We start from the raw sequence: 23658 nt of genomic DNA, 5'->3' as shown, positions 1-23658 counted from the left end.
ATCGCGACCTAAAATTGTTAAGCGCATTACGAGGATACCCCATGCAAACCATGGCACAAATGGCCATTTACCTGATTAAAACACTCGGCTCGCTGTACCTGATGGTGGTGCTGCTGCGCTTTTTGCTACAGCTATCGCGCGCTGACTTTTACAACCCCATCTCGCAGGGCATCAGCAAAGCCACCAACCCGCTGCTGCTGCCGTTACGGCGAGTCATTCCCGGCTTGTTCGGTATTGATCTTGCGTGCCTGGTACTCGCGCTTATTGTGCAGTGGGTGCTACTGCAAGTGATTTTGATGATTGCCGGCTACGGCTTTTTTAACCCATTGATGTTACTGGCCTGGTCGGTGGTCGGCCTTTTGGCCATGCTCTCCAGTATTTATTTTTGGGGTATGATTATTTACATCATCGCCAGTTGGGTAGCACCCTTTAGCCACAACCCGGCGCTGGCGCTGCTGCGCCAGCTGATCGAGCCGGTCATGGCGCCCTTTCGCAAAATCATTCCGCCGCTGGGGCCCATCGATATCTCGCCTATCTTTTTAATGCTGGCGCTCAACCTCATCAATCAATTTGTGATTCCCGCTATCGCCCAGTTTATGGGTGCGCCTCGCGGCTTGATGATCGGGTTTTAACCGCCAATACCGCCAAAGCCCCCGAATATCGGCAAGCAATCACAACAACTGGCCGAAGCGGGGGTTTTGCGCTTTAATAAGCCTGCCTTTTTATAACTATTTACCAATAACGACAATTAGCGGGCAGGACAGGACACGGTAGGCGCACTATGGACATAAAAGCACTTCACCGCCAAATGGCACAGTACAATGCATGGAAGCAACAGCTAGATCGGCGTCTGGTCGCGTTTACCCAGTGGAGCGACCAGCATAAACTCGTCACCCGCGATGCCTTGCGCTCACTGCAGCGCGCGCGCGCTTTGCTCAAAGGTGAGCACTTTACCTTAGCGTGCGTCGGCGAATTCTCCCGCGGCAAAACCGAGCTGATTAACGCGCTGCTGTACACCGATGGCCACCCCCGCTTACTGCCCTCTCAGGCCGGCCGCACCACCATGTGCCCCACCGAGATTTTTTACGATGCCGCGCAGCCCGCTAACTGCGTGCGCTTACTGCCCATCGAAACCCGCCGCAGCGCCGCCAGCTTGCAAAGCTTTAAACGTATTCCGCAAAACTGGTTCACACTGGAGTTTGACCCCAGCGATCAAGACGCCGTGGCCGAGGCCATCGCCCAGGTATCGGCCAATAAACTCGTCAGCCGCGCCGAGGCCGTGAAACTCGGCTTTAATGCCGCCGACCTGGAGCCGGACGAAAAAACCGCTCTGGTGCAAGTACCCACTTGGCGCCACGCGCTCATTAACCTTAAGCACCCGCTGCTACAAGAGGGGCTGCGCATTGTCGATACCCCTGGGTTAAACGCGCTGGGTAACGAGCCCGAACTGACCTTAAAAACACTGCCCGAGGCGCAGGCCGTTTTGTTTTTACTGGCGGCCGACAGCGGCGTAAGCGCCAGCGATATGGCCATCTGGCGCAACCATATCGCCGGTTTACGCGATGAAAACTGCACCGCCGTATTGGCGCTGCTAAACAAAATCGACACCCTGTGGGACGAACTTACCCCCCCCGGACAAGTGGCCGCTAATATTGAGGCGGTGCGTCTGCAAACCGCACGGCAACTGCAATTGGCACCCGAGCACGTGCTGCCGCTATCGGCCAAACAAGCGCTGGTGGCAAAAACCTGCAAACGCAGCAGCGCACTGCTGCGCAGTAACTTCCCGCAGCTGGAACAGCGCCTGGGCGAATGTATTATCCGCTCACAGCAGCAAATTATTGGCCATAGAGTTGTCAGCAACAGCCTGGAAATGGTGGTTAGCAGCTATAACAGTTTAAGCCGTCGCATCGATGAAGCCGAGCAAGAGCTGCACACACTGCGCACCGCCGGCGACCAGCAGCTTGAACAAACGCTGAACCAGCAGCGAGAAAAAATTCGCGTAGCTCACCACCGCTATCACAAACAAGCGCTATCGCTGCGCACCAGTCAGCGCATGCTGGATAACCAACGCACCGCACTGCTCGCACCGATCGCGCCAGGCAACCTAGAGCGATTGATCACCGAAACCCACGACGCCATGGAACAAAGCTGGACCACGGTGGGCTTATCGCGCGCCATTGGCGGCTTTTTTGACGATGTCGATACCAGCATTAATCACCTGTTGCGCGAGATCGAGCGCGCCAATCAAGTGATGACCTCGATCTACGAGCGGCCCGAATACGCGCTGGACTCAGGCTCGTTAGCCAGCCAGCATCAGCTCAACATTACCCGGCAGCGGCGCAAGCTGCGCAACCTACAACAAAACGCCGACCGCTTCCGGCGCTCGCTCAACAGCGTGCTTACCAGCAAAAAAGTCCTGATCAAGCGTTTTGTGGCCACCTTGGTCAAAGAGGTAAAAGGTTTATTTGACGAGCTTAACCAAAGTATCGATCACTGGCTGGCCGAAGCCTTGGCCCCGCTCACCCATCACAACCACTATCAGAAGCAGTTGCTCGAGCATCACATGCTGCGCTTAGGTGAGCTGCGCAACAAAAGCCACAGCCGTGCCGAGCAGTTGCAGACCTTAGAGGCGAGCCTGGCACAGCTAACCCACGCGCGCACTGACCTGGCGCCGCTGTTTACCGAGATCACCACCGCCCCAAGGCCCGCCATCCAGGAGCGTGCCGAGGTCGTCTCGCTGCAGTCAGCCCGCGAGGCTCAGGTCATTTAGCGCCTGCGGCTACCTGACAGCGGTAGCCGTAACCCTTGCAGGTGTGCCGACACGACTTTAGACTTGCGCTTTTGCCGCTAACACCGGCGCTGTGAGACAACGAGCACCATGACAACACCTTTGCCACCGGATTCGGTGGGCCTGGTTACGCCCCACACCGCGTTACTGCAAGAGCCGTTAACGCTGGCCTGCGGCCGTACTCTGGATAACTACGAGCTGGTTTACGAAACCTACGGCACACTCAACGCCGGGGGCAGTAACGCCGTACTTATTTGTCACGCGTTATCGGGCGATCATCACGCCGCCGGTTACCACAGTGAATCCGACCGCAAACCCGGCTGGTGGAACCACTATATCGGCCCCGGCAAAGCCATCGACACCAACCGCTTTTACGTGGTGTGCCTCAACAACTTAGGCGGCTGCAGCGGCTCTACCGGGCCGCGCTCAATCGAGCCCGCAACCGGCAAACCCTGGGGGGCGCGCTTCCCGACTCTGCGCGTGCGCGACTGGGTACACTCGCAGGCGCGTCTGGCCGATTACCTCGGCATTCGCCAATGGGCTGCCGTAGTAGGCGGCAGTTTAGGCGGCATGCAGGCCATGCGCTGGGCTCTGGAGTACCCCAATCGGATACGTCACTGTGTGGTCATCGCCTCGGCCATGAAACTCAGCGCGCAGAATATCGCCTTTAACGAAACAGCTCGTCAGGCGATTATGAGCGATCCCAATTATCACGATGGCGATTATCTGACCCACGACACCTACCCCAAAAGCGGCTTGGCGGTGGCGCGTATGATCGGCCATATCACTTACCTGTCCGATCATGTGATGGGCGAAAAATTTGGCCGCGAGCTGCGCAGCGGCAGCTTTGAGCAAGGCCTGGATGATTTGGTCGAGTTTCAGGTGGAGAGTTACCTGCGCTATCAGGGCGATACCTTCTCAGATAAGTTCGACGCCAACACCTATATTTTAATGACCCGGGCACTGGATTATTTTGATTTGGCGCGCGAGTACAATGACGACCCAGCCGGAGCCTTTCGCCGCGCTCAGTGTCAGTTTTATGTGGCCTCATTTAATACCGACTGGCGCTTTCCCATGGAGCGCTCGCGCGAGATTGTCGATGCCTTGATCGCCGCCGATAAATCGGTCAGCTATACCGAGATCGACTCGCCTTACGGCCACGACGCCTTTTTGCTGCCCAACGAACACTACGAGCAAACCTTTCGCCAGTACATGGCCCGAATCGCGACGGAGTAAGCATGCGCATCGACTTTAACCACCTGCAACAGTGGATTGGCGAAGGCAGCCGGGTGCTCGACTTAGGTTGTGGTGACGGCACCTTGCTGAAATACCTCACCGATAGCAAACAGGTAAAAGGTTACGGGCTGGAAATCGACCCCGGGCAAATCGAGGCCTGTATCGGCCGCGGGGTCAACGTTATCAATCAAAACCTCGACCGGGGCCTGGGCAACTTTGCCGATAAAAGCTTTGATACCGTGTTGATGACTCAAGCCCTGCAAACCATGTATTTTCCCCACAAAGTGCTGGACGAAATGCTGCGTGTGGGCAAAGAGTGCATTATTACCTTTCCCAACTTTGGCCACTATAAAGCGCGCTTTCACTTAGCGTTTCGCGGCCGTATGCCGGTATCCGACTTGTTGCCTTACGAGTGGTACAACACCCCCAACATCCACTTCTGTACCTTTAAAGATTTTGAAGTGCTGTGCCACGAAAAACACATAACGGTACTCAACCGTCAGGTGGTTAACGAGCGCACCAGTCAGGTACTGGGCCGCTTTAACCCTAACCTGTTTGGCGAGACCGCGATTTATCACCTCAGCAAATAAACGCCCTTCGGAGCTTGGTTTATGACAGCCCTACAAACTCTCGCCCGCGCAATGATTGCCATTAGCTTACTACTGGCAGGCAGTATCAGCACGGCCGCCGATATCCCCGACGCCACCGTACTCGACCCCAATTATCGCGAACAAACCTTTGGCGATTACACGGTTCACTTCAGTACCTTTAACAGCGCCTTTGTACCCCCCGGTGTGGCCGAGATCTACGGTATTACCCGCGCCCGCAACCAAATTTTGGTCAATATCAGCCTGACCAAAACCGAGGGGGGCGAAACCAGCCTGGGCTTGCCGGCCAAGGTCACCGGCACCGCCCGCAACCTGTTGCAGCAGCAGCGGGTGCTGGAGTTTGCCGAAATCAACGAAGGCAATGCCACCTATTATTTGGCAGCGCTGAAGCACACCAATGAAGAGGTGTACAACTTTACCATTAGCGTTGCCCCTGACGATGCCGAACAAACCGAAGCGCAACCCATGACCGTTAAGTTCAGCCGCAAACTCTACCTCGGGGAGACCGAATGACCGTGTCAGCCCAGCCCCCTGCTCCGGCCAAAATCGTCCTTGCCAGCTCTAACCCCGGCAAACTTAAAGAGTTTCAACAACTGCTGGCGGGCGTCGGACTCGACGTGCGCCCCCAGTCAGAGTTTAACGTAACAGACGCCGCTGAAACCGGCTTAAGCTTTGTGGAAAACGCCATCATCAAAGCCCGCAACGCCTGTGAGGCAACCGGGCTGCCGGCCCTGGCTGACGACTCTGGCATCGAGGTAGATGCGTTAAACGGCGCACCCGGCATTTACTCGGCACGATTTTCCGGCGAGGGTGCCAGCAACGAAAGCAACAACCAAAAGTTGTTACAAGCGCTGACCAACACTCCCGAGGCCGAGCGCGGCGCCCGCTACCAGTGTGTGCTGGTGTATATGCGTCACGCGGCAGACCCAACGCCGCTTATTTGCCAGGGCAGCTGGGAGGGGCGCATTTTAACGGCCCCGGCCGGGGACGGCGGCTTTGGCTACGACCCGCTGTTTTACGTGCCCACTCACGGCTGCGCCGCGGCCGAGCTCAGCAAGGACGAAAAAGCCCGTATTAGCCATCGCGCCACGGCGCTTGAAGCATTACTGGCTCGACTCACAGCCTCAGCAGCCCACCCCTCGCGCTAAATCGCCAGCCGTAAAGGTCAATAAGGCCGCCCTCAAATTCTTTGCGGGCGGCATATAAAGCTTGCCTTCCCCTTCGTAAATGTTAATAATTCTCAACCTTATTATTAATTACAATTGTTTGGGGGATTGGTTTTGTCATACGCAGGTGTATCACGACGTAAATTATTAATCGGGGCGGCAAGCTCCACCGCCCTATTGGCGGCGGCTCAGGTCAGCGCCGTTACCGGGACGGAACAAGATAAGCGCATCGTCGAGGAAATGGTGATTACCGCCTCGGGCTTTGAGCAAAAGCTCACCGACGCACCGGCCAGTATCTCGCTGATCGACCAAACTGAAATCCTCACCCGCCCTCACGTCAACTTGCTGGATATGCTGAAGTACCAGGAAGGTATCGATATCGGTACAACCCGCGATAAAACCGGTCAGGGCAGCGTCAGCATGCGTGGTTTAACCGGCGAATACACTCTGTACCTGATTGATGGCAAGCGCCAGAACAACCACGGCGACATTTACCCCAACAACTTTGGTGGCAACGCCTTTGGCCATATGCCACCAGCCGAGGCGATCGAGCGTATCGAAGTCATTCGCGGCCCGGCCTCTACGCTCTATGGCGCCGACGCGCTGGGCGGCGTCATTAATATCATCACCAAAAAGGTCACCGACCGCTGGCACGGCACCGTCAACCTCGCTGGCACCTTTCAGGAGAACAGCGATTTTGGCAATGCTAGTCAGGCTGACTTTTCGGTTTCCGGGCCACTTATAGCCAATACTCTGGCACTCGGTGTGCGCGGCAGCCTTTATGACTCCGAAGCGTCCTCGCCACAATTTGAGCCGGCGGTAGACCCTAACGGCGACGTGCACTACCGCAGCTTAGGCTTTGGCAGCGGCGGCCGCACCGTCGACAGCGAAACCTCGGAATACGGCGCGACCCTAACCTACACCCCAAACAGCAATAACACCCTGCGCTTTGACTACGACTACTCGGAGCAGGTGTACGACAACACGCCCTTTACTAACCCCGATACCGGCGAGCTGTCGTACCCGCTGGGTACCAAAGACAATATTACCGCGCTGTGGCAAGACAGCCGTGGGCAGGTTAACCCCCGCGCAGGCTATGCCGCCGATCAGGAGTTTAACCGCGAGTGGTGGTCGTTGAGCCACGACGCTACCTGGGGATTTGGTACCAGTTATTTATCGCTGTCTTATGTCGATACCCAAAACGACGGCCGCACCCTGCCGCTCACCGTGGACGAGCGCCTGCTGTTGCAAGAGATGTACGATGGCGCAGGCGCCTATGCCGGCATGAGTGAAGACGAGCGCCGCAATTTGGCCGAGGAGACCTTCCTGCCACGGCCAGATCGCCCGCTGGACAGCCGCCAGTACACTTTAGACGCCCGGGTCGACATTCCGCTGGAAGCATTCGGCAGCCATATGCTGGTCATCGGTGGCCAGGTGATTGATGGCGAGCTGGAAGACGGCGTATTTGGTATGGAGAGCAACCAACCAGGCGCGGTACAAGATCAGGAAATGTACTCGCTGTTTATTGAAGACAGCTGGACCCTAGCCAAACCCTTTACGCTAACCGCCGGTGTGCGCTACGACGAACACGACGTATTTGGCAGCCAGGTATCGCCGCGTCTGTACGGGGTTTATACCATCAGCGACAACTGGACGGTTAAAGGCGGTGTCGCCACCGGTTATAAAACCCCAGAGACCACCGACTTGTACGATGGCATTACCGGTTTTGGCGGTCAGGGCACCTCGCCTTTTGCCGGCAACCCGGATCTGCAACCTGAGACCAGCGTTAACAGTGAGATCGCCGCTTACTGGAGCTCCGATTATGGCCACAACTTTAACGCCACTTACTTCAACACCAGGTTCGAGGACAAGATTGCCCGCGGCGATACCATTTACAGCTGTGAAATCACCGGAGGCGTTCGCCCCTGCGTTAACCTTGGCGCTTACGACGCCCTTGGTTACGACACTTACAGCCAGAACATCAATATCGATGATGTTGATATTCAGGGTGTGGAAGTGGCCGGCCAATATCTGATCAGTGAAAACTGGTCGTTTAACGCCAACTACACCTGGACCGACAGCGAGCAAAAAAGTGGCCCGCAAGAGGGCCAGCCACTGACCAACACCGCCGAGCACATGGCCAACGCCTCGCTCAACTGGGCCATACTGCCGCAGCTGAGCCTGATGCTGCAGGCGGAGTTACGCTCGGATCGCTACCGCGACTGGGATACCGTGCTGGACAAGCCGCAGTATTACGAAAACTATGAGCTACTCCATCTGGGCCTGAGCTGGGAAATCACCGATAACGTCACGCTATTTGGCCGCGTCAACAACCTGCTCGATGAAGATTTCACCTCTTACTCTACCGAGTACATCGATCTCGACGGCGACGGGGTGTACACCCTGGAGACCGGTCGCGGGGCCGTAAGTGAAGTAATCTTTAGCGATGACTACAACGTTAAAGACGCCGGCCGCAATTATTGGGTCAGCCTGCAAATCAGCTTTTAAGCCTGCTGGTTCAGCAAAAAAGCGCCTCATTGAGGCGTTTTTTTGGCTTGCCTAATTGCTCTCAGCCAGCGGCGCTAGCCGCCCTAGTCACATTTGTGCGCAACCGAGCCACGTGTTCTGTCAGCTCCTCGGCGGCTCGCTCCTTAGAGCTTAGGTGTCGATCATCCTGATACTCATCGTAACCCACCCGGATAAAAACCGGCTCTGCCAGGCCGACAAACGAGGCCAATATTTTTAAGTGTGGCTCCAGGCAATTTAGCTCGTACAGCTCGCCGCCGGGCAGCAATGCACCGTCACCGGCGCTGGTAATCACGGTCAGCGGTGTATTGGATAACAACGGCGTATAGGGATTTTCTTGCGCGGCATCAAACGCGAAGGTTCGGCCGACCCGTACGATCTGATCAAAATAGGCCTTCAGTGCCGCGGGCAGACCAAAGTTATACAAAGGCGCCCCAATCACCACATGATCGGCCGCCATCAGCTCGTCGACCAAAGTGTCACTCAACGCGAGTGCCTGCTGCATGTCGGCCGTTCGGTGGGCTTGCTCGGTAAAAGCCGCTGCAATCCAGGGTTCGTTGACAAGCCCGCAAGGCTCGGCCACCAAATCGCGCTCGGAGACACAACCACCGGGGAACAGCGCTTGCCATTGCTCGCGAAACTGCGCCGTAAGCGCACGGGTAACAGAGCGGTTGATGCGACCACTCGCGTGAAGAGTCAGTAAATTTGCCACGGGTCTCTCCTGTAATGTCAGTGTGAGACGCACTGTGTCACAGGTGCTTGAAACCCATCCAGAACCAGTTTTTGGGGTTAGTCAGGTTTTTGTGACGGGCTTTCGGCGCGCTCGGTTAAATAGCGCTCCCCCCACGCTTCCAGCTCCACCATCACCTCCGATAAGGATTCCGCCAGCGGCGTCAGCTGGTACTCCACCCGGGCGGGAACCTCAGCGTACACCTCGCGGGTAATTAGCCCGTCGGCCTCAAGCTCGCGCAGCTGAACCGTCATGGTTTGCGCCGACACTTGCGAAAGCGTTTTTCGCAGGTCGGAGTAACGCTGTGGGCCCTTGGCAATTTCGCACAAAATCGATGGCTTCCAGCGCCCGCGCAACACGTTAATAGCGGCGCGCACGGGGCACTCTTTCTCCAGCTGACCAATGTACTTGCGATGGTTGTCCAACACCTCGGGGGGCGTACCCGAGACCGATGATTCATTCATAACAGATGTCCGTGAGCGTGGCAGAGGGCCCATGATAGCCCCCGGACACATCTGGGACAATTCGGCTAATCGGCCGACTCGGTGCTCCACACTTTCATGGTTTGTCCCGCCAGCAGATAGCACTCACCCTCTTGCAACACATAAGTTCGCATAAACCGATAGCTGTTAGCGTGGCGCGGCCCATCGGTAAACTTGTCCACCGTCGAGAGGCCGTGAATAACAGCGGTTTCGTCATTTCGAATCACGACCACCTCGCTGGGCTCGCGAGACTTAGGTGGCTGATAATCCGCCCCCAAACGGGCCAGCAAATCGGCTTTGCTCTCGTGGGCCACGGCATGATTGTGCACCCAGACGAAGTCCGGCCGTAGCAATTGCTGCAAAAACTCCCGGTCGCCGGTGCGCAACGCCTGCTCATATCGATAGTCCAGCGCTTTAAGGGCGTCCGGCGCAAGACAATCCGCCAGCGCCAACTGTGGGGTTATCAACAGGGCGCCCACCAGCCAAACGGCCCGCTTTACGAATACAAACATATTACCTGCCTGACCATGATTGATAATTGGTCTGACCATATTATACTGTCAGCACAATAAGATCATCCGGAGTTTTCTATGTACCGCCTTATCGCACTGATTTTACTGCTCTCTGGAGCCCTCCCCGCATTTGCCGCCAGCGAACAAACGCTGCAAGAGTATCGCGCTTTGTCGAGTTCGTTAGCCGATGCTGACCAGCGCGCCTTTGCCCAGGAGCTCGAGGCCAGTGGGCGGGCCGAGCCTCTGGCCGCCCCGCCCACCAACAGGTTCGGTTTTGACCCGGATGCCTCAGACGACTTTTTTAAAACCGCCGAAGCCCGCCGTATTGCGGATATTATTCTGAGCTACCAGACGCCCTCCGGAGGCTGGTCAAAGCGCACCGATATGAGCGTGACCGCGCGTAAGCCCGGGCAAATGCTCGGGGTAGAGGAGCACTACATCCCCACCTTCGATAACGGCGCCACCACCACACAAATCTGGTTTTTAGCCCGCACCTACAACGCGCAACAAAAACCTCGCTACGCCCAGGCGGTAGCGCGAGCGATAGAGCTGATCATCAAAGCTCAGTACCCCGGAGGCGGCTGGCCGCAAAACTTTCCGCTTACCGGTGGCTATCACGACTACATCACTTACAACGACGAAGCCATGGGCAAACTGCTGCAGGTGCTTGAATCGGCCGCAACCGGTCGCGCCCCGTTGCAATTTATTTCGGCCGGGCTAGCCACCCAGGCACAGCAGAGCTTAGATAAAGGGATTCAGGCCGTGCTGGACACTCAGGTTATCGTCGAGGGTAAGCGCACCATCTGGGGCGCACAACACGACGCTGAAACCTTAGCGCCCATTAACGCCCGCAAGTTTGAGCCCGTCGCTCTGGCCACCGCCGAAAGCGCCGATTTGGTGGAATTTTTAATGACGCTGGAAAACCCCAGCGACACGTTAAAACAGGCCATTGTCGCCGCTCACGACTGGTTTGCAGCCAATCGCATTTACGGTTACTCGTGGGAAAAAGACCAGAACGGGCACAATGTGCTGATTCGTAAAGAGGGCGCGGGCCCACTGTGGGGCAGGTTTTGTGAAATAGGCAGCAACCGACCGGTGGTAGGCGATCGTGACGGCTCAGTGCATTACGATGTTATGGACATTTCCCAAGAGCGCCGCGACGGCTACGCCTGGTACACCAACAACCCCAAAGAGGTGTTAAAAAAATTCCCCGCGTGGGAAAAACAGCACCTGCAGTGATTTTTGCGGCGCACTGGTCGCGCCAAGGCCGCTTTGTGGGAGCCTTACTACGTGCGATAATGACACCGTTATTTCATCACTGGTAATACTGTGTCCACCCTAACGCTGCCTCCGCTATCGCTTTATATCCACATCCCCTGGTGTGTACGCAAGTGCCCTTACTGCGACTTTAACTCTCACCAGAGCGAGTCCGACGTACCCGAGCAGGAGTACGTCGAGGCGCTGCGACAAGATTTAAACGCCGACGCCGAATTAGCCCAGGGCCGCAAAATCAGCAGTATTTTTTTTGGCGGCGGCACCCCCAGTTTATTCTCGGCGCAAGCCATCGGCCAAATACTCGATCATGCAGAGCGTACCCTGGGCTTTAGCGACGACATTGAAATTACCCTTGAAGCCAACCCCGGCACCTTTGAGCAAGACAAATTTCGCGGCTTTCGCGCCGCCGGGGTCAACCGTTTGTCGATTGGCATTCAAAGTTTTGCCGATGAGCAGCTTGCGGCACTGGGGCGAATTCACGACAGCAAGGCGGCGTTAAAAGCGGTCGATACCGCCCGCCGCGCCGGGTTTGATAATCTCAACTTAGATTTAATGCACGGCTTGCCGGGCCAAAGCCTCGCAGCCGCCATGGCCGATCTCGATACCGCCCTCAGCTTTACCCCCGAGCACCTCAGCTGGTATCAACTGACCATCGAACCCAACACCGTGTTCTACAACAAGCCGCCCACACTGCCCATTGAAGACACCCTTGCCGACATTCAGGATGCCGGCCACGAGCGTCTTATAAAGGCGGGCTTTAACCGCTATGAAGTATCGGCTTACGCCCGGGGGCCGCAATCGCGCCACAACCTAAACTACTGGCAGTTTGGCGACTATTTAGGTATCGGCGCCGGGGCCCACGGTAAAATTACCCAGCCCGAGCAAAAGCTGATATTCCGGCAGTGGAAGACCCGCCAGCCCGAGCGCTACTTGGCCGCACCTCACTCGCCGGCGCGCCTGGCCAACCCCTACGCCGCCGGGCGCGAAGAGCTAACCGCGGCCATGCTGCCACTGGAGTTTTTGCTCAACGCACTGCGCCTGAATAACGGTTGCCCCAGCGATTACTTTAGCCGTCGCACCGGCCTTAACCTGAGCGCGCTTGAGCCCCAGTGGCAGCAACTGCACGAGCGCGGGCTCGTGACGCCCAGCCAGCAGCGGATTGCCGCCAGCGAGCTAGGACAACGATTTTTAAATGACGTACTGGGCGCTTACAGTGAATAATCGGTATGTGCCACAGCATTTTTGGCGCCACCTGCTACACTCTAAGCAACCGTCATAACCCCGTAACTTAACCGGTACCGCCACGCGCTCATGCTGCCATTTACCCGCTATGCTCGCGACAACCCTATCGCCACGCGCCTGCTGGGGCTTATTTTGCTGTGCAGCTCGGTGATTACCTTAGTCGCCATTGCGCTGCAGCTGTACTCCAACTTCAACGACGACATTTCCTCGCTTGAAAAGCGCCTCGATCAGGTGCGGGTCAGCACCCTTGCCAGTATCACCAAAAGCCTCTGGGGGTTTGACCAGGAGCAGCTGCAAATTCAAATTAACAGCGTGCTGGATGTGGCCGACGTCGTTAAAGTGCAGGTGGACTGGCGTGACTGGAACGATCAGCCGCAAACCTTGGTGGCCCGCAAGCCCAGCATCGGTGACGAGACCATCGGCGACAACCCCACACGCTTTTTGGTAAAGCGGTACGACCTCATCTACCGCGACGAATCTACCGCGGCCCAAAATCTGGGGCAGCTGACCGTCACCGCCACTCTCAACACCATTTACGACAAGCTGTGGGAGCGGGCGTTGTTTATTGCGCTTATTCAGGGCACCAAAACGCTGCTGGTGTCCTTGCTGATTTTATGGCTCATCCACACTTTGCTCACCCGGCATATCGATACCATTGCCCGCTATGCCCGGCAGCTTAACCTCAACAAGCTCTCCACACCGCTGACGCTGGAGCGCAAAACATCTACCGACACTCCCGATGAGCTCGACAATGTCACCAACGCGCTCAATCACATGCGCGAAACGCTGCAGGACGATATCGAACAGCGCCGCAGTATCGAGCTGGCCTTACTCAGCGAGAAAGAAGAAAAGCTCGAAACCCGCCGGCAAAAGCTCGCCGCCGAAGAAGCAAGCCGCGCTAAAAGCCAGTTTCTGGCCACCATGAGTCACGAGATTCGCACTCCCATGAACGGCGTCATTGGTATGCTCGACATGCTGCGCGACACCCGCCTCGATGACAATCAGCGCCACTATGTGGATGTCATTCACCGCTCGGGCGAGAACCTACTGGACATCATTAACGACATCCTCGATTACTCCAAAATCGAGGCCGGTAAGATGCAGCTGGAAACGGCAGAATTTGACTTAGGCCTGGTCGTCGACGACGCTATCGCCCTGTTTGGCGCCACGGCCAACAAGCGCCAAATTGAGCTGTATGGTTATATCGAACCCAACGTGCCCACGTACCTGCGCGGCGATCCAACACGCTTGCGGCAAATTCTGATCAACCTGATCGGCAACGCCTTTAAATTTACCAGCACCGGCGCTATTACGCTGCACGTAAGCACCCACGCTGACAGCACCGGCACCACACCCAAACTGACTTTTGCCATCAAAGACACCGGCATCGGCATCAGCAAAAGCGCCCAGCAAAGTTTGTTTGATGCCTTCCGCCAGGCGGACTCCAGCACAACCCGACACTATGGTGGCACGGGCCTGGGGCTGGCCATTTGCAAAAGCCTCACCGAGCTAATGCAGGGCGAGCTGGGTGTCGACAGTAAAGTCGGGCAAGGCTCGACCTTTTGGTTTACCGCCTGTTTCGCACCTTCAGCCAAAATCGCCATTGCCAAAAATGCAGGTCAGCCCGCCCCGCTGGCCGGCAAACGTATTCTGCTGGCCGACCACAGCGAGCCCCTGGGTGAGTTAGTGGCTAATTTATGTGCATCCTGGCAAATAGAGCTAATGCGCGTAACCAGCGCCAGCAGTGCTATTGATATTCTTAAGAGCGGCGAGGCCTTTGACATCGCAATACTCTGCCAACAATTACCGGTCATGTCCGGGCTGCACCTCACCGACTGGATCAGGCGCGAAGCCAAACTCACCGAGCTGCCCGTTATTTTACTCACCGGTTCAGACGAGCCCTTAGTGCGCGCAACTCTGGAGAGGCTCAACATTGATGCCGTGCTGCGCAAACCACTGCTGCCCCGGCAGCTGTACCGCACGATTTTTACCGCCTGTGGCTTAACGCCACCGGCCAGCGCAGGCGTCGCCGACAACCCCACCAGCCACCTCTCGCTGACGCACCTTAATGTGTTGGTTGCCGAGGACAACAGCGTTAACCGCATGGTTATTAAAGGTTTGCTGGGTAAGCTCGGAATCGAGCCGGTCATCACCGAAAATGGCCGCCAGGCTCTGCGCGCCGTGCAGCTCAGCCACACGCCCTTCGATTTGATTTTAATGGACTGCGAGATGCCCGACATGGATGGCTTTGAAGCCACCCGAGCGATTCGCGCCTACGAACAGGCCGAAGCCCACACCGCGACCACGATTGTCGCCCTCACCGCCCACGCCCTTGAAGAGCACCGCGAAGCCGTATTCGCCAGCGGCATGGATCACTTTTTATGCAAGCCCATCTCGCTTAAAAGCTTAACCCAGGCGCTCGACAAATTAGGGCTGGCCCCCGACACACCGCTAAACCACACCAGCGCCAACCCCTAAAACAAGGATCCATTAGCCACAGCAATCGCCGTTATAGCTTTTTTCTCCTTGATCAGGCGTTAACCAATCCTTATTATGTTTACCTTCTATCAAGCACTGCGCGGGCCTGTTTATCGCTGATTGCTGCCGAACTTTTGGTAAAACTCCGGCCTTTAAATTGTCACTCGCGCCCCCATATAGCGGTACAGGATCCCCTCAGTATTGCTAATTAAATACCCTAAACCGGGTTTGGAGACTATTTGACTATGAGTAACGACGCCATTATCCACGTTACCGACGATTCATTTGACGCCGACGTACTGCAATCAGACGTACCGGTACTGGTCGATTTTTGGGCAGCCTGGTGCGGCCCCTGTAAAATGATTGCGCCGGTACTCGATGAGCTAGCCGACCAATACGCAGGCAAGCTTAAAATCGCTAAAGTCGATGTCGATGCTAACAAAGAAACCCCGGCCAAATTCGGTATTCGCGGTATTCCGACTCTGATCGTGTTTAAAGGCGGCAACGCCGAGTCCACTAAAGTTGGCGCGCTGTCGCGCTCGCAGCTGGTCGAGTTCATCGAATCTGTGGTGTAAACCACAACCTTGGCCACCGCGTTTGCGGTGGCCAAATTTAATTTTTGCACTTGCCGTTTTTTACCGCTATACTCCAGATCACCTGTTACAGCTCATTGTAGGTCCCGCCCGGTTTGGCACTCCTTATTCCGCACGATCTTGGGCAAAACACAGATTCCCTGCGACTTTCTCCTACGTTCAGACGATAGCTCTGTAGGTTATCCGCTAGACCGGATGATGTGTAACAGTATTATTTGACTGACAGCGTGTGCGATACAACAACAACAGCGCACCACACTGGCCGACGCACAACAGATTACTGTGCCTCGATAAGCAACGCAGTCTGCCGCTTGTATTCATTGCCATTCGGCACGAAACCCCTGCAGACAACAAACCACTAACTAAGTCCAACTGTATGAACCTTACCGATTTAAAAGCAAAACCCATTGAAGAGTTGATTGATATCGCCCGCGAAACGGGCCAGGAAAACCTCGCTCGATCGCGCAAACAGGATATTATTTTTAATATCTTAAAACGCCACGCCAAAAGCGGCGAAGACATCTACGGCGACGGGGTACTGGAAATTCTGCAAGACGGCTTTGGCTTTTTGCGTTCGGCCGACAGTTCGTACCTGGCAGGCCCCGACGATATCTACGTCTCGCCCAGTCAAATTCGCCGCTTTAACTTGCGCACCGGCGACACCATTGCCGGCAAGATCCGCCCGCCCAAAGAAGGCGAGCGCTACTTTGCTCTGCTCAAGGTTAACGAGATTAACTTTGATAAACCCGAGAGCTCGCGCAATAAGATTCTGTTTGAAAACTTAACGCCGCTGTTCCCGGATGAGCGTTTAGTACTAGAGGCCGGCAACGGCTCGACCGAAGATTTAACCGGTCGCATCATCGACTTAACCTCGCCTATCGGTAAAGGCCAGCGCGGCTTGATTGTCGCACCGCCCAAAGCCGGTAAAACCATCATGATGCAGTGCATCGCTCAGGCGATCACCCGCAACAATCCCGAGTGTCACCTGATTGTGTTGTTGATCGATGAGCGCCCGGAAGAAGTTACCGAGATGCAGCGCTCCGTGCGCGGCGAAGTGGTGGCCTCGACCTTTGATGAGCCGCCAGCGCGTCACGTGCAAGTGGCCGACATGGTCATCGAGCGCGCCAAGCGCCTGGTTGAGCACAAAAAAGACGTGATCATCCTGCTCGACTCCATCACTCGTTTGGCTCGCGCCTACAACACCGTTATTCCATCGTCCGGTAAAGTACTCACCGGTGGTGTTGACGCTCACGCCCTGGAGCGCCCTAAGCGTTTCTTTGGTGCCGCGCGTAACATCGAAGAAGGCGGCAGCCTGTCGATCATCGCCACCGCTCTGGTGGATACCGGCTCGAAAATGGATGAAGTCATCTACGAAGAGTTTAAAGGCACCGGTAACCTCGAGTTGCACCTGGATCGTAAAATCGCCGAGAAGCGCATTTACCCTGCCATCAACGTACGCCGCTCGGGCACCCGCCGCGAAGAGCTGCTGATGAAAGAAGATGAGCTGCAACGCGCGTGGATTTTGCGCCGCCTGCTCAACGACATGGAAGACGTTGCCGCCACCGAGTTTTTGGTCGACAAGTTAAAAGACTTTAAAACCAACGATGAATTCTTCCTCTCGATGAAGAGAAAGTAATTAATCGGTGAACGGTTGACGGGAAACGGGGGACGTAGAATGTTCCCCGTTTTTCGTTATACTTTCTGCTCACCGTATCCCGTCAACCGCACCCCGGATTTACCATGAAGTACAGCGACCTTCGCGATTTTATTCAACAGCTCGAAGCGCGTGGCGAACTAAAACGCATCAGCGTCGAAGTGGACCCCAACCTCGAGATGACCGAAATTTGCGACCGCACCCTGCGCGCCGGTGGCCCGGCGCTACTGTTTGAAAACCCTAAAGGCTACACGATTCCGGTACTGGGCAATTTGTTTGGCACCCCCGAGCGAGTAGCGCTGGGCATGGGGGAAGACTCGGTAGCCGCGCTGCGCGAGGTGGGTAAACTGCTGGCCTTTTTAAAAGAGCCCGAGCCACCCAAAGGTTTAAAAGAGGCGTGGCAGTCTCTGCCTATTTTTAAGCAAGTGCTTAATATGGCCCCCAAGGTACTCAAAAAAGCGCCTTGCCAAGAGGTGGTGCTTGAGGGCGACGCTATCGACCTAAACCTACTGCCGATACAAACCTGTTGGCCCGGCGACGCCGCGCCGCTTATTACCTGGCCACTGGTTATTACCCGGGGCCCGCTGAAAGAGCGGCAAAACCTCGGCATCTACCGCATGCAAAAAATCGCTAAAAATCGGTTGATTATGCGCTGGCTAAGCCATCGCGGTGGCGCGCTGGATTTTCGCGAGTGGCAGCAAGAACACCCCGGCGAGCCCTTCCCCGTAGCCGTCGCGTTGGGCGCTGACCCCGCCACTATTTTAGGCGCGGTTACCCCCGTGCCAGACAGCTTAAGCGAGTACGCGTTTGCCGGGCTGCTGCGCGGCAGCAAAACCGAGGTAGTCAAAGCCGGCAGCAACGAGCTGCAAGTGCCCGCCTCGGCCGAGTTTATTTTAGAGGGCCATATCGCCCCGGACGACATGGCGCCAGAGGGGCCCTACGGCGACCACACCGGCTACTACAACGAGGTGGACACCTTTCCGGTGTTTACCGTTACCCGCATCACCCACCGCAAAGACCCGATTTACCACAGCACCTACACCGGCCGCCCACCGGATGAGCCCGCCGTATTAGGGCTGGCACTCAACGAAGTGTTTATTCCGCTGCTGCAAAAACAGTTTCCCGAGATTGTGGATTTTTACCTGCCACCCGAGGGCTGCTCTTACCGGATGGCGGTGGTCACCATGAAGAAGCAGTACCCCGGCCACGCCAAGCGCGTAATGATGGGTGTCTGGTCTTTTTTGCGGCAGTTTATGTACACCAAATTTGTGATTGTGACCGATGACGATGTCAATGCACGTGACTGGCAGGACGTGATTTGGGCCATTACCACCCGCATGGATCCGGCGCGCGATACCACGCTCATTGAAAACACGCCTATCGACTACCTCGACTTTGCCTCACCGGTATCCGGCCTCGGCTCTAAAATGGGAATGGACGCCACCAACAAGTGGCCCGGCGAAACCGACCGCGAGTGGGGCGAGCCCATCGTGATGGACGAAGCAGTAAAGGCCCGCGTCGACGCCCTTTGGGAGTCGCTCGGTATCGACAGCAAACCGGTCAGCGGGTAAAAATTTGCTAAGCTCGTCGCTGGCGCTTGTCAGCCCAGACAGCGACGTTTAAGGTAAGTTAGCCGTAACCGGGGCCGGAGCCCGCCCCGGTCACTCGTAAGATCAAGCTCAACACCAAGAACTTACCAATAACAATAGCGGAACAGACTATGTATAAACTCACAGCCCGACTGGCTCTGTTAGCCAGCCTCAGCCTTGCCGCCCTCCCGGCACTTGCCGAGCAATTCAGCGTACTACTGTTTACCAAAACCGGCGGCTGGCACCATAAGTCCATCAATGCCGGGGTCGATGCCATGCAAGAGATGGCCGAGCGCCATCACTTTAGCCTCGACTGGCACGAGATGGCCAGTGTCTTTGCCGACGACAAATTAAAAAATTACGACGCCATTGTCTTTTTAAATACCACCGCCGATATTCTCGACGACGAACAACAAGCCGCCATGGAGCGCTTTATTCAGTCGGGCAAAGGCTTTGTCGGTATTCATAGCGCCTCTGACACCGAATACGATTGGGACTGGTACACCAAAATGGTGGGCCGCACTTTTCACATTCATCCAGCCATCCAAACCGCAGAAATAGACGTCATCGACCGTAAGTTTCCAGGTGTTGAGCGCATGCCCGACACCTTTCTTTGGACCGACGAATTTTACGAGTTTGGCGCGGAACGCATCGATGGCCTGAACTATATTCTCTCGATCGACGAGAGCACCTACGATCCCGTTGCCGACTGGGGCCGGGTAGCCGGCAAAGGCATGGGCGATTTTCACCCTATCGCCTGGTATCACGAGTACGACGGCGGCCGGGCGTTTTACACAGGCCTTGGCCACGTGCCTTCAACCTTCAGCGATAAAATGTTTTTAGAGCATATTTACGGTGGGCTGTACTGGGCCGCTACGGGCAAAGGGATGCGTAAATAGCGCGTCGCGTTTAGCCACTTAGAGTTTAAAAAGCCCGCATTTTGCGGGCTTTTTTTGTCGGCGGGCATGACTTTAACCCGGCCATCAACAAGAGAGAGCTAAGGTACCACCTCAAGCTTAACGTCGATAAGCCCGACCTTGGTATCGGCAAGCTCCGAGAACGCCGAGCGGGACAAATCAATAACACGCCCCGGGATAAACGGGCCCCGATCATTAATTTTTACCACGATGTCGCGACCATTTTCGAGATTAGTGACGCGCACTTTAGTGCCAAAGGGTAAGGTTCTATGGGCAGCAGTCTTGGCTAATTGATTAAAGCGCTCACCGCTGGCGGTTTTACGAAACTGAAACTTTGCCGCGTAAAATGAAGCTTCACCTCGCTCGGCATACCCGAGCAAATGCTCAGGGCTTTTCGATTCAACGCTGCTACAGGCTCCCACAATGGCGAGCAGCAACCCCAAGGGTAAATATTTAATAACAGTCGTCATAATGATTTATGTGGCTTAGATTTAAGTCACAGTATACTCAGGCTAAGGCGCGTCATCTGCGCGGCACCTCGCAAATACTCGCCCAACCCCAGCCAAGGCGCCAATACGGGCCAAAGTATTGGCAAAGCCGACAACGGCTTGATTTTGTAAAAGCTTAAGCGTCATTATAGTGCCCTTGCCTACAACAGGATGTTAGCCATGAATATCGAAACGCTCTGGGTACAAATTAACGCGCCGGTTGCAACGGTTTATGAGTTTGTGCGCGATGCGCGCAATCTACCCCGCTGGGTACCCTTTTTTACCTCGGTACAGCCCGGTAAAGACGGCGATACATGGCAGGTGGATACGCCGGACGGCCCTGCGCAATTTCAGTTTGCAACTCGCAATGACTTTGGCGTACTGGATCACCGTATACGGTTTTCATCGGGCGCCGTACTCAGCAACCCCATGCGGGTCATCGAGCAAGGCCATAGCAGCCTCTTAAGCTTTACCCTGTTTCAGCTCGACACCATGTCAGACGAACAATTTAAAGAAGATAAACGTTTGGTAGAAAAAGACCTAAACACGATTCGTCAGTTAATTGAGAATTAATGTGAACATTACCCTCAACGAGCGTATTCGCCTGCAGGCGGTGCAGGATACTGACACGCAACAACTCTATTCAACCATAGACAAGAACCGCCGCCATCTTAGCGCGTGGATGAGCTGGGTAAACGACACAAACGCCGTAGCCGATAGTGAATTTTTTCTAAGCGTTGTAAGGCGCCAGCATGAGCAAGCGTTAAGCCTTCATCTGGCAATCTATTACGACCATACACTTTGCGGAGTTTGTGGTTTTAACGCCCTGAACAATAACCAAAAAGCCGGTGCCATCGGCTACTGGCTGGCAGAGGCATACCAGGGAAAAGGCATTATGACCCGCTGCGTTAACGAGCTTTTAAATATCGGCTTTAACGAACTCAGATTACACAAAATTGAAATACGCTGCGCCGAACACAATTATAAAAGCCGGGCCATTGCGGAGCGATTAGGGTTTTTATACGAGGCCACGCTACGCGATTGTGAGTGGCTGTACGATCGCTATGTAAACCACGCTGTTTACAGTAAAGTTGCATCCGAGCATCACGCGTCTACGATTGCCAACCACCAGAGCGAAAAGCCCCTTAGGTAATAAATATGAAAATACACTTTATTATTTATGACAAAGTTGAAGAGTTAGACTTGGTGGGCCCCTGGGAGCTGGTAGGCCTTCTCGCGGAGATCGGCTTGTGCGAGTCGCCCAGGTTAATATCACTGAATAGCATGACGCCCTCTGGTGAGCACGGCATGCGCTTCTCGGCAGACAGTCACTTCAGTGAGGCAGAACTGCCCGACGTGTTGATCGTGCCTGGCGGTAGTGGCGCACGTAGCGCCATGCTCGATGACGAGGTTATTGCTTTTATGCAGCGCGCGGGGCAAGAGTGTCAGGCTATTCTGTCTATTTGTACCGGCATGTACCTCATGCAGCGAGCCGGGTTATTTAGCGGCAAAAAGGCAACCACTCACTGGGAGTTTTTAAACGAGCTAAAGCAAGACCCCACCGTTGAAACCGTCGAAGAGCGTTTTGTAAAAGACGGTACTATTTGGTCGTCTGCGGGGGTTTCCGCCGGAATGGATATGACTTTGGCGTTTATCGCCGACCATTTTGGCGTAGCGGTAGCATCGACCATCCAGTTGAAGGCTGAATATTACCCCTCGTCTAAGGTATATGGCCACGCCCATCGACAAGCAAACACAGCAGAATATATACAAAAGCTAACGTCATAATTATCGCTATAAGCACCAATGCTCGTAGCGTAACTGCGTAAAACACACAAGACTGTAAGCAACTGTAAATTTGTCTATTTATTAGAAAGCTGTGCCGCCCTTCTCTCGCGCCTAAGCCACTTATCGGCTAAAATTTTATCACCTATAAAAACCTTGATAACCCATAACAATAGACAGGAATTTGCTATGCCCAAATTTACTCCGCTTGCCCTTTTTACCCTGGCCGCAGCACTCTCTGGCGGTTGCACTCACACGAGCAATCCGTCACCTGAACCCGAGCAAGAACAGTGGGTCGACATTTTTAATGGCAAAAACTTAGACGACTGGACCATAAAGATTGCCGGTTACCCGCTGGGTGAAAACGCACTGAATACGTTTGGGGTTAAAGACGGCAAGTTAATTGTTAACTACGACGAGTACGATACTTTTCAGGGGCGTAACGGACATATTTTTTATAACCAGCCTCTATCTCACTACAAGGTAAAAGTAGAGTACCGTTTTGTCGGAGAGCAAGCCGAGGGTGCCCCCGACTGGGCCTGGCGTAACAATGGCATTATGTATCATGCACAATCGCCCGAAAGCATGGCGCTCGAGCAGGGCTACCCGGCCTGCATGGAAGTGCAGTTGCTAGGCGGCAATGGCACAGATGAGCGTCACACCTCGAATCTAGTTACCCCGGGCAGCCACGCCGTCTACAATGGCGAGCTGCGTACCGACCATATTATCGAATCCACCAGTAAAACTTACCATGGTGATCAGTGGGTCAGCGCCGAAGTCGAGGTGCACGGCAACGAGCTTGCCATTCACCGGGTCGAGGGTGAAGAGGTGATTCGTTACTCTGGCATGCAACTCGACGATGGCACCCCGTTAACCGAAGGTTATATCGCCCTGCAAGCCGAGAGTGCTCCTATTGAGTTTCGCTCGGTTAAGCTGCTAAACCTTAAAGGCTGTATGGATCAAACAGCAACTAACTACAAATCTTACTTTGTCGCCGACGCCCCAGACGCCTGTCAGTACTAACGGCTCTGCAGAGGCAAGTGTTAATTCACCTGCCTCTGTTGCTCTACCAGGTCACCGCCTCACAGCTCAATATTTGCTGCTATATTTAACCCGTCACTAACCTCACGGGAGTCAGCAATGGAAACAACCAACACCACAGAAGCGACGGGCAGCTGTCTATGCGGCGCCGTAACCATTCATGCCAACACGCTTAAAACTAGCGTGGGCGCCTGCCACTGCAGCATGTGCCGCAAATGGGCCGGTGGGCCACTGATGGTCGTCGATTGCGGCGAAGCACTCACCATTAAAGGGGAGGATAATGTTAGCCGGTTTGATTCATCCGAATGGGGTGAGCGCGCCTTTTGCAAAAACTGCGGTAGTCATTTATTTTATCGCTTGAAACTCAATAACTTACATTTGGTAGCGGCGGGAATTTTTGAATCTGCCGACAACCTTGTGTTTGATCACCAGGTGTTTATCGATGAAAAACCCGAGTACTACGCTTTCGCAAACCAGACTCACAACATGACCGGCGAGGAGGTATTTGCGTTATTTTCTAACGATTAAATCATCATCCTCGAATCGTA

The 23658-nt window shown here is 55.0% G+C and carries 23 protein-coding genes; 19 read left to right on the top strand and 4 right to left on the bottom strand.

Annotated features, from left to right (window positions below):
* Positions 1–41: 41 nt before the first annotated feature.
* From AAC019_RS07910 to AAC019_RS07880, 7 genes are all read left to right on the top strand, one after another.
* Positions 42–632 carry a YggT family protein gene (locus AAC019_RS07910; RefSeq protein ID WP_339898126.1) on the top strand — a complete coding sequence of 197 codons (591 nt, stop codon included), beginning with the start codon at positions 42–44 and terminating at the stop codon, positions 630–632.
* 149 nt (positions 633–781) lie between these two features.
* Positions 782–2770, top strand: coding sequence for a dynamin family protein (locus tag AAC019_RS07905; protein ID WP_339898124.1), 1989 nt, complete (start codon positions 782–784; stop codon positions 2768–2770).
* A 108-nt stretch (positions 2771–2878) separates the two neighbouring features.
* Entirely contained in the window at positions 2879–4024 is a 1146-nt protein-coding gene (locus tag AAC019_RS07900) for a homoserine O-acetyltransferase (RefSeq protein WP_339898123.1), read from the top strand.
* A 2-nt stretch (positions 4025–4026) separates the two neighbouring features.
* Complete coding sequence (gene metW / locus AAC019_RS07895) at positions 4027–4614, top strand: methionine biosynthesis protein MetW (protein ID WP_339898122.1); 588 nt, start codon at positions 4027–4029, stop codon at positions 4612–4614.
* Positions 4615–4635: 21 nt separating this feature from the next.
* The gene (locus AAC019_RS07890; RefSeq protein WP_339898121.1) at positions 4636–5145 is read left to right on the top strand and encodes a DUF4426 domain-containing protein; all 510 of its coding nucleotides are present in this window, start codon (positions 4636–4638) and stop codon (positions 5143–5145) included.
* On the top strand, positions 5142–5780 hold the full coding sequence (gene rdgB / locus AAC019_RS07885; protein WP_339898120.1) for an RdgB/HAM1 family non-canonical purine NTP pyrophosphatase: 639 nt from the start codon (positions 5142–5144) through the stop codon (positions 5778–5780). The genes AAC019_RS07890 and rdgB overlap by 4 nt, the downstream gene beginning before the upstream one ends.
* A gap of 132 nt (positions 5781–5912) precedes the next feature.
* Positions 5913–8306, top strand: a complete 2394-nt coding sequence (locus AAC019_RS07880) for a TonB-dependent receptor (protein WP_339898119.1) — start codon at positions 5913–5915, stop codon at positions 8304–8306.
* Positions 8307–8367: 61 nt separating this feature from the next.
* On the opposite strand, the gene AAC019_RS07875 is transcribed toward AAC019_RS07880, so the two are convergent.
* The 3 genes from AAC019_RS07875 to AAC019_RS07865 all read right to left on the bottom strand — a co-directional run bounded on the left by AAC019_RS07875 (position 8368) and on the right by AAC019_RS07865 (position 10048).
* Positions 8368–9036, bottom strand: a complete 669-nt coding sequence (locus AAC019_RS07875) for an NAD(P)H-dependent oxidoreductase (RefSeq protein WP_339898117.1) — start codon at positions 9034–9036, stop codon at positions 8368–8370.
* 77 nt (positions 9037–9113) lie between these two features.
* A complete protein-coding gene (locus AAC019_RS07870; protein ID WP_339898115.1) occupies positions 9114–9518 on the bottom strand; it encodes a helix-turn-helix domain-containing protein in 405 nt (134 codons plus the stop codon).
* 65 nt (positions 9519–9583) lie between these two features.
* Positions 9584–10048, bottom strand: coding sequence for a nuclear transport factor 2 family protein (locus AAC019_RS07865; RefSeq protein WP_339898113.1), 465 nt, complete (start codon positions 10046–10048; stop codon positions 9584–9586).
* A gap of 78 nt (positions 10049–10126) precedes the next feature.
* Here AAC019_RS07865 and pelA point away from each other — a divergent pair, with 78 nt between their 5' ends.
* From pelA to AAC019_RS07830, 7 genes are all read left to right on the top strand, one after another.
* Positions 10127–11287, top strand: a complete 1161-nt coding sequence (pelA, locus tag AAC019_RS07860) for a pectate lyase (RefSeq protein ID WP_339898111.1) — start codon at positions 10127–10129, stop codon at positions 11285–11287.
* Positions 11288–11377: 90 nt separating this feature from the next.
* Entirely contained in the window at positions 11378–12544 is a 1167-nt protein-coding gene (gene hemW / locus AAC019_RS07855) for a radical SAM family heme chaperone HemW (protein ID WP_339898110.1), read from the top strand.
* Positions 12545–12634: 90 nt separating this feature from the next.
* Positions 12635–15043, top strand: coding sequence for a response regulator (locus tag AAC019_RS07850; RefSeq protein ID WP_339898109.1), 2409 nt, complete (start codon positions 12635–12637; stop codon positions 15041–15043).
* Between the two features lie 245 nt (positions 15044–15288).
* Positions 15289–15618 carry a thioredoxin TrxA gene (trxA, locus tag AAC019_RS07845; protein WP_339898108.1) on the top strand — a complete coding sequence of 110 codons (330 nt, stop codon included), beginning with the start codon at positions 15289–15291 and terminating at the stop codon, positions 15616–15618.
* A 394-nt stretch (positions 15619–16012) separates the two neighbouring features.
* Positions 16013–17272: a transcription termination factor Rho gene (gene rho, locus AAC019_RS07840; protein WP_041522152.1), complete on the top strand. Its 1260-nt coding sequence runs from the start codon at positions 16013–16015 to the stop codon at positions 17270–17272.
* Positions 17273–17376: 104 nt separating this feature from the next.
* The gene (ubiD, locus tag AAC019_RS07835; protein ID WP_339898107.1) at positions 17377–18861 is read left to right on the top strand and encodes a 4-hydroxy-3-polyprenylbenzoate decarboxylase; all 1485 of its coding nucleotides are present in this window, start codon (positions 17377–17379) and stop codon (positions 18859–18861) included.
* Between the two features lie 149 nt (positions 18862–19010).
* Positions 19011–19778 carry a ThuA domain-containing protein gene (locus AAC019_RS07830; RefSeq protein WP_339898106.1) on the top strand — a complete coding sequence of 256 codons (768 nt, stop codon included), beginning with the start codon at positions 19011–19013 and terminating at the stop codon, positions 19776–19778.
* Positions 19779–19876: 98 nt separating this feature from the next.
* Here the strand turns inward: AAC019_RS07830 and AAC019_RS07825 are convergent, their stop codons facing one another.
* Positions 19877–20266: a septal ring lytic transglycosylase RlpA family protein gene (locus AAC019_RS07825; RefSeq protein WP_339898105.1), complete on the bottom strand. Its 390-nt coding sequence runs from the start codon at positions 20264–20266 to the stop codon at positions 19877–19879.
* 198 nt (positions 20267–20464) lie between these two features.
* Between AAC019_RS07825 and AAC019_RS07820 the strand changes: the two genes are divergently transcribed.
* The 5 genes from AAC019_RS07820 (at position 20465) to AAC019_RS07800 (ending at position 23638) form a co-directional block, all read left to right on the top strand.
* A complete protein-coding gene (locus AAC019_RS07820) occupies positions 20465–20857 on the top strand; it encodes an SRPBCC family protein (protein WP_339898104.1) in 393 nt (130 codons plus the stop codon).
* Position 20858: 1 nt separating this feature from the next.
* Positions 20859–21437, top strand: coding sequence for a GNAT family protein (locus AAC019_RS07815; protein WP_339898103.1), 579 nt, complete (start codon positions 20859–20861; stop codon positions 21435–21437).
* Positions 21438–21442: 5 nt separating this feature from the next.
* Positions 21443–22072: a DJ-1/PfpI family protein gene (locus AAC019_RS07810; RefSeq protein WP_339898102.1), complete on the top strand. Its 630-nt coding sequence runs from the start codon at positions 21443–21445 to the stop codon at positions 22070–22072.
* 186 nt (positions 22073–22258) lie between these two features.
* Entirely contained in the window at positions 22259–23092 is an 834-nt protein-coding gene (locus AAC019_RS07805) for a DUF1080 domain-containing protein (RefSeq protein ID WP_339898101.1), read from the top strand.
* A gap of 117 nt (positions 23093–23209) precedes the next feature.
* A complete protein-coding gene (locus AAC019_RS07800; RefSeq protein ID WP_339898100.1) occupies positions 23210–23638 on the top strand; it encodes a GFA family protein in 429 nt (142 codons plus the stop codon).
* Positions 23639–23658 lie beyond the last annotated feature (20 nt).

This window comes from uncultured Gilvimarinus sp., assembly GCF_963975215.1.
Lineage (GTDB): Bacteria > Pseudomonadota > Gammaproteobacteria > Pseudomonadales > Cellvibrionaceae > Gilvimarinus.
This window is presented reverse-complemented; position numbering and strand designations above follow the sequence as displayed.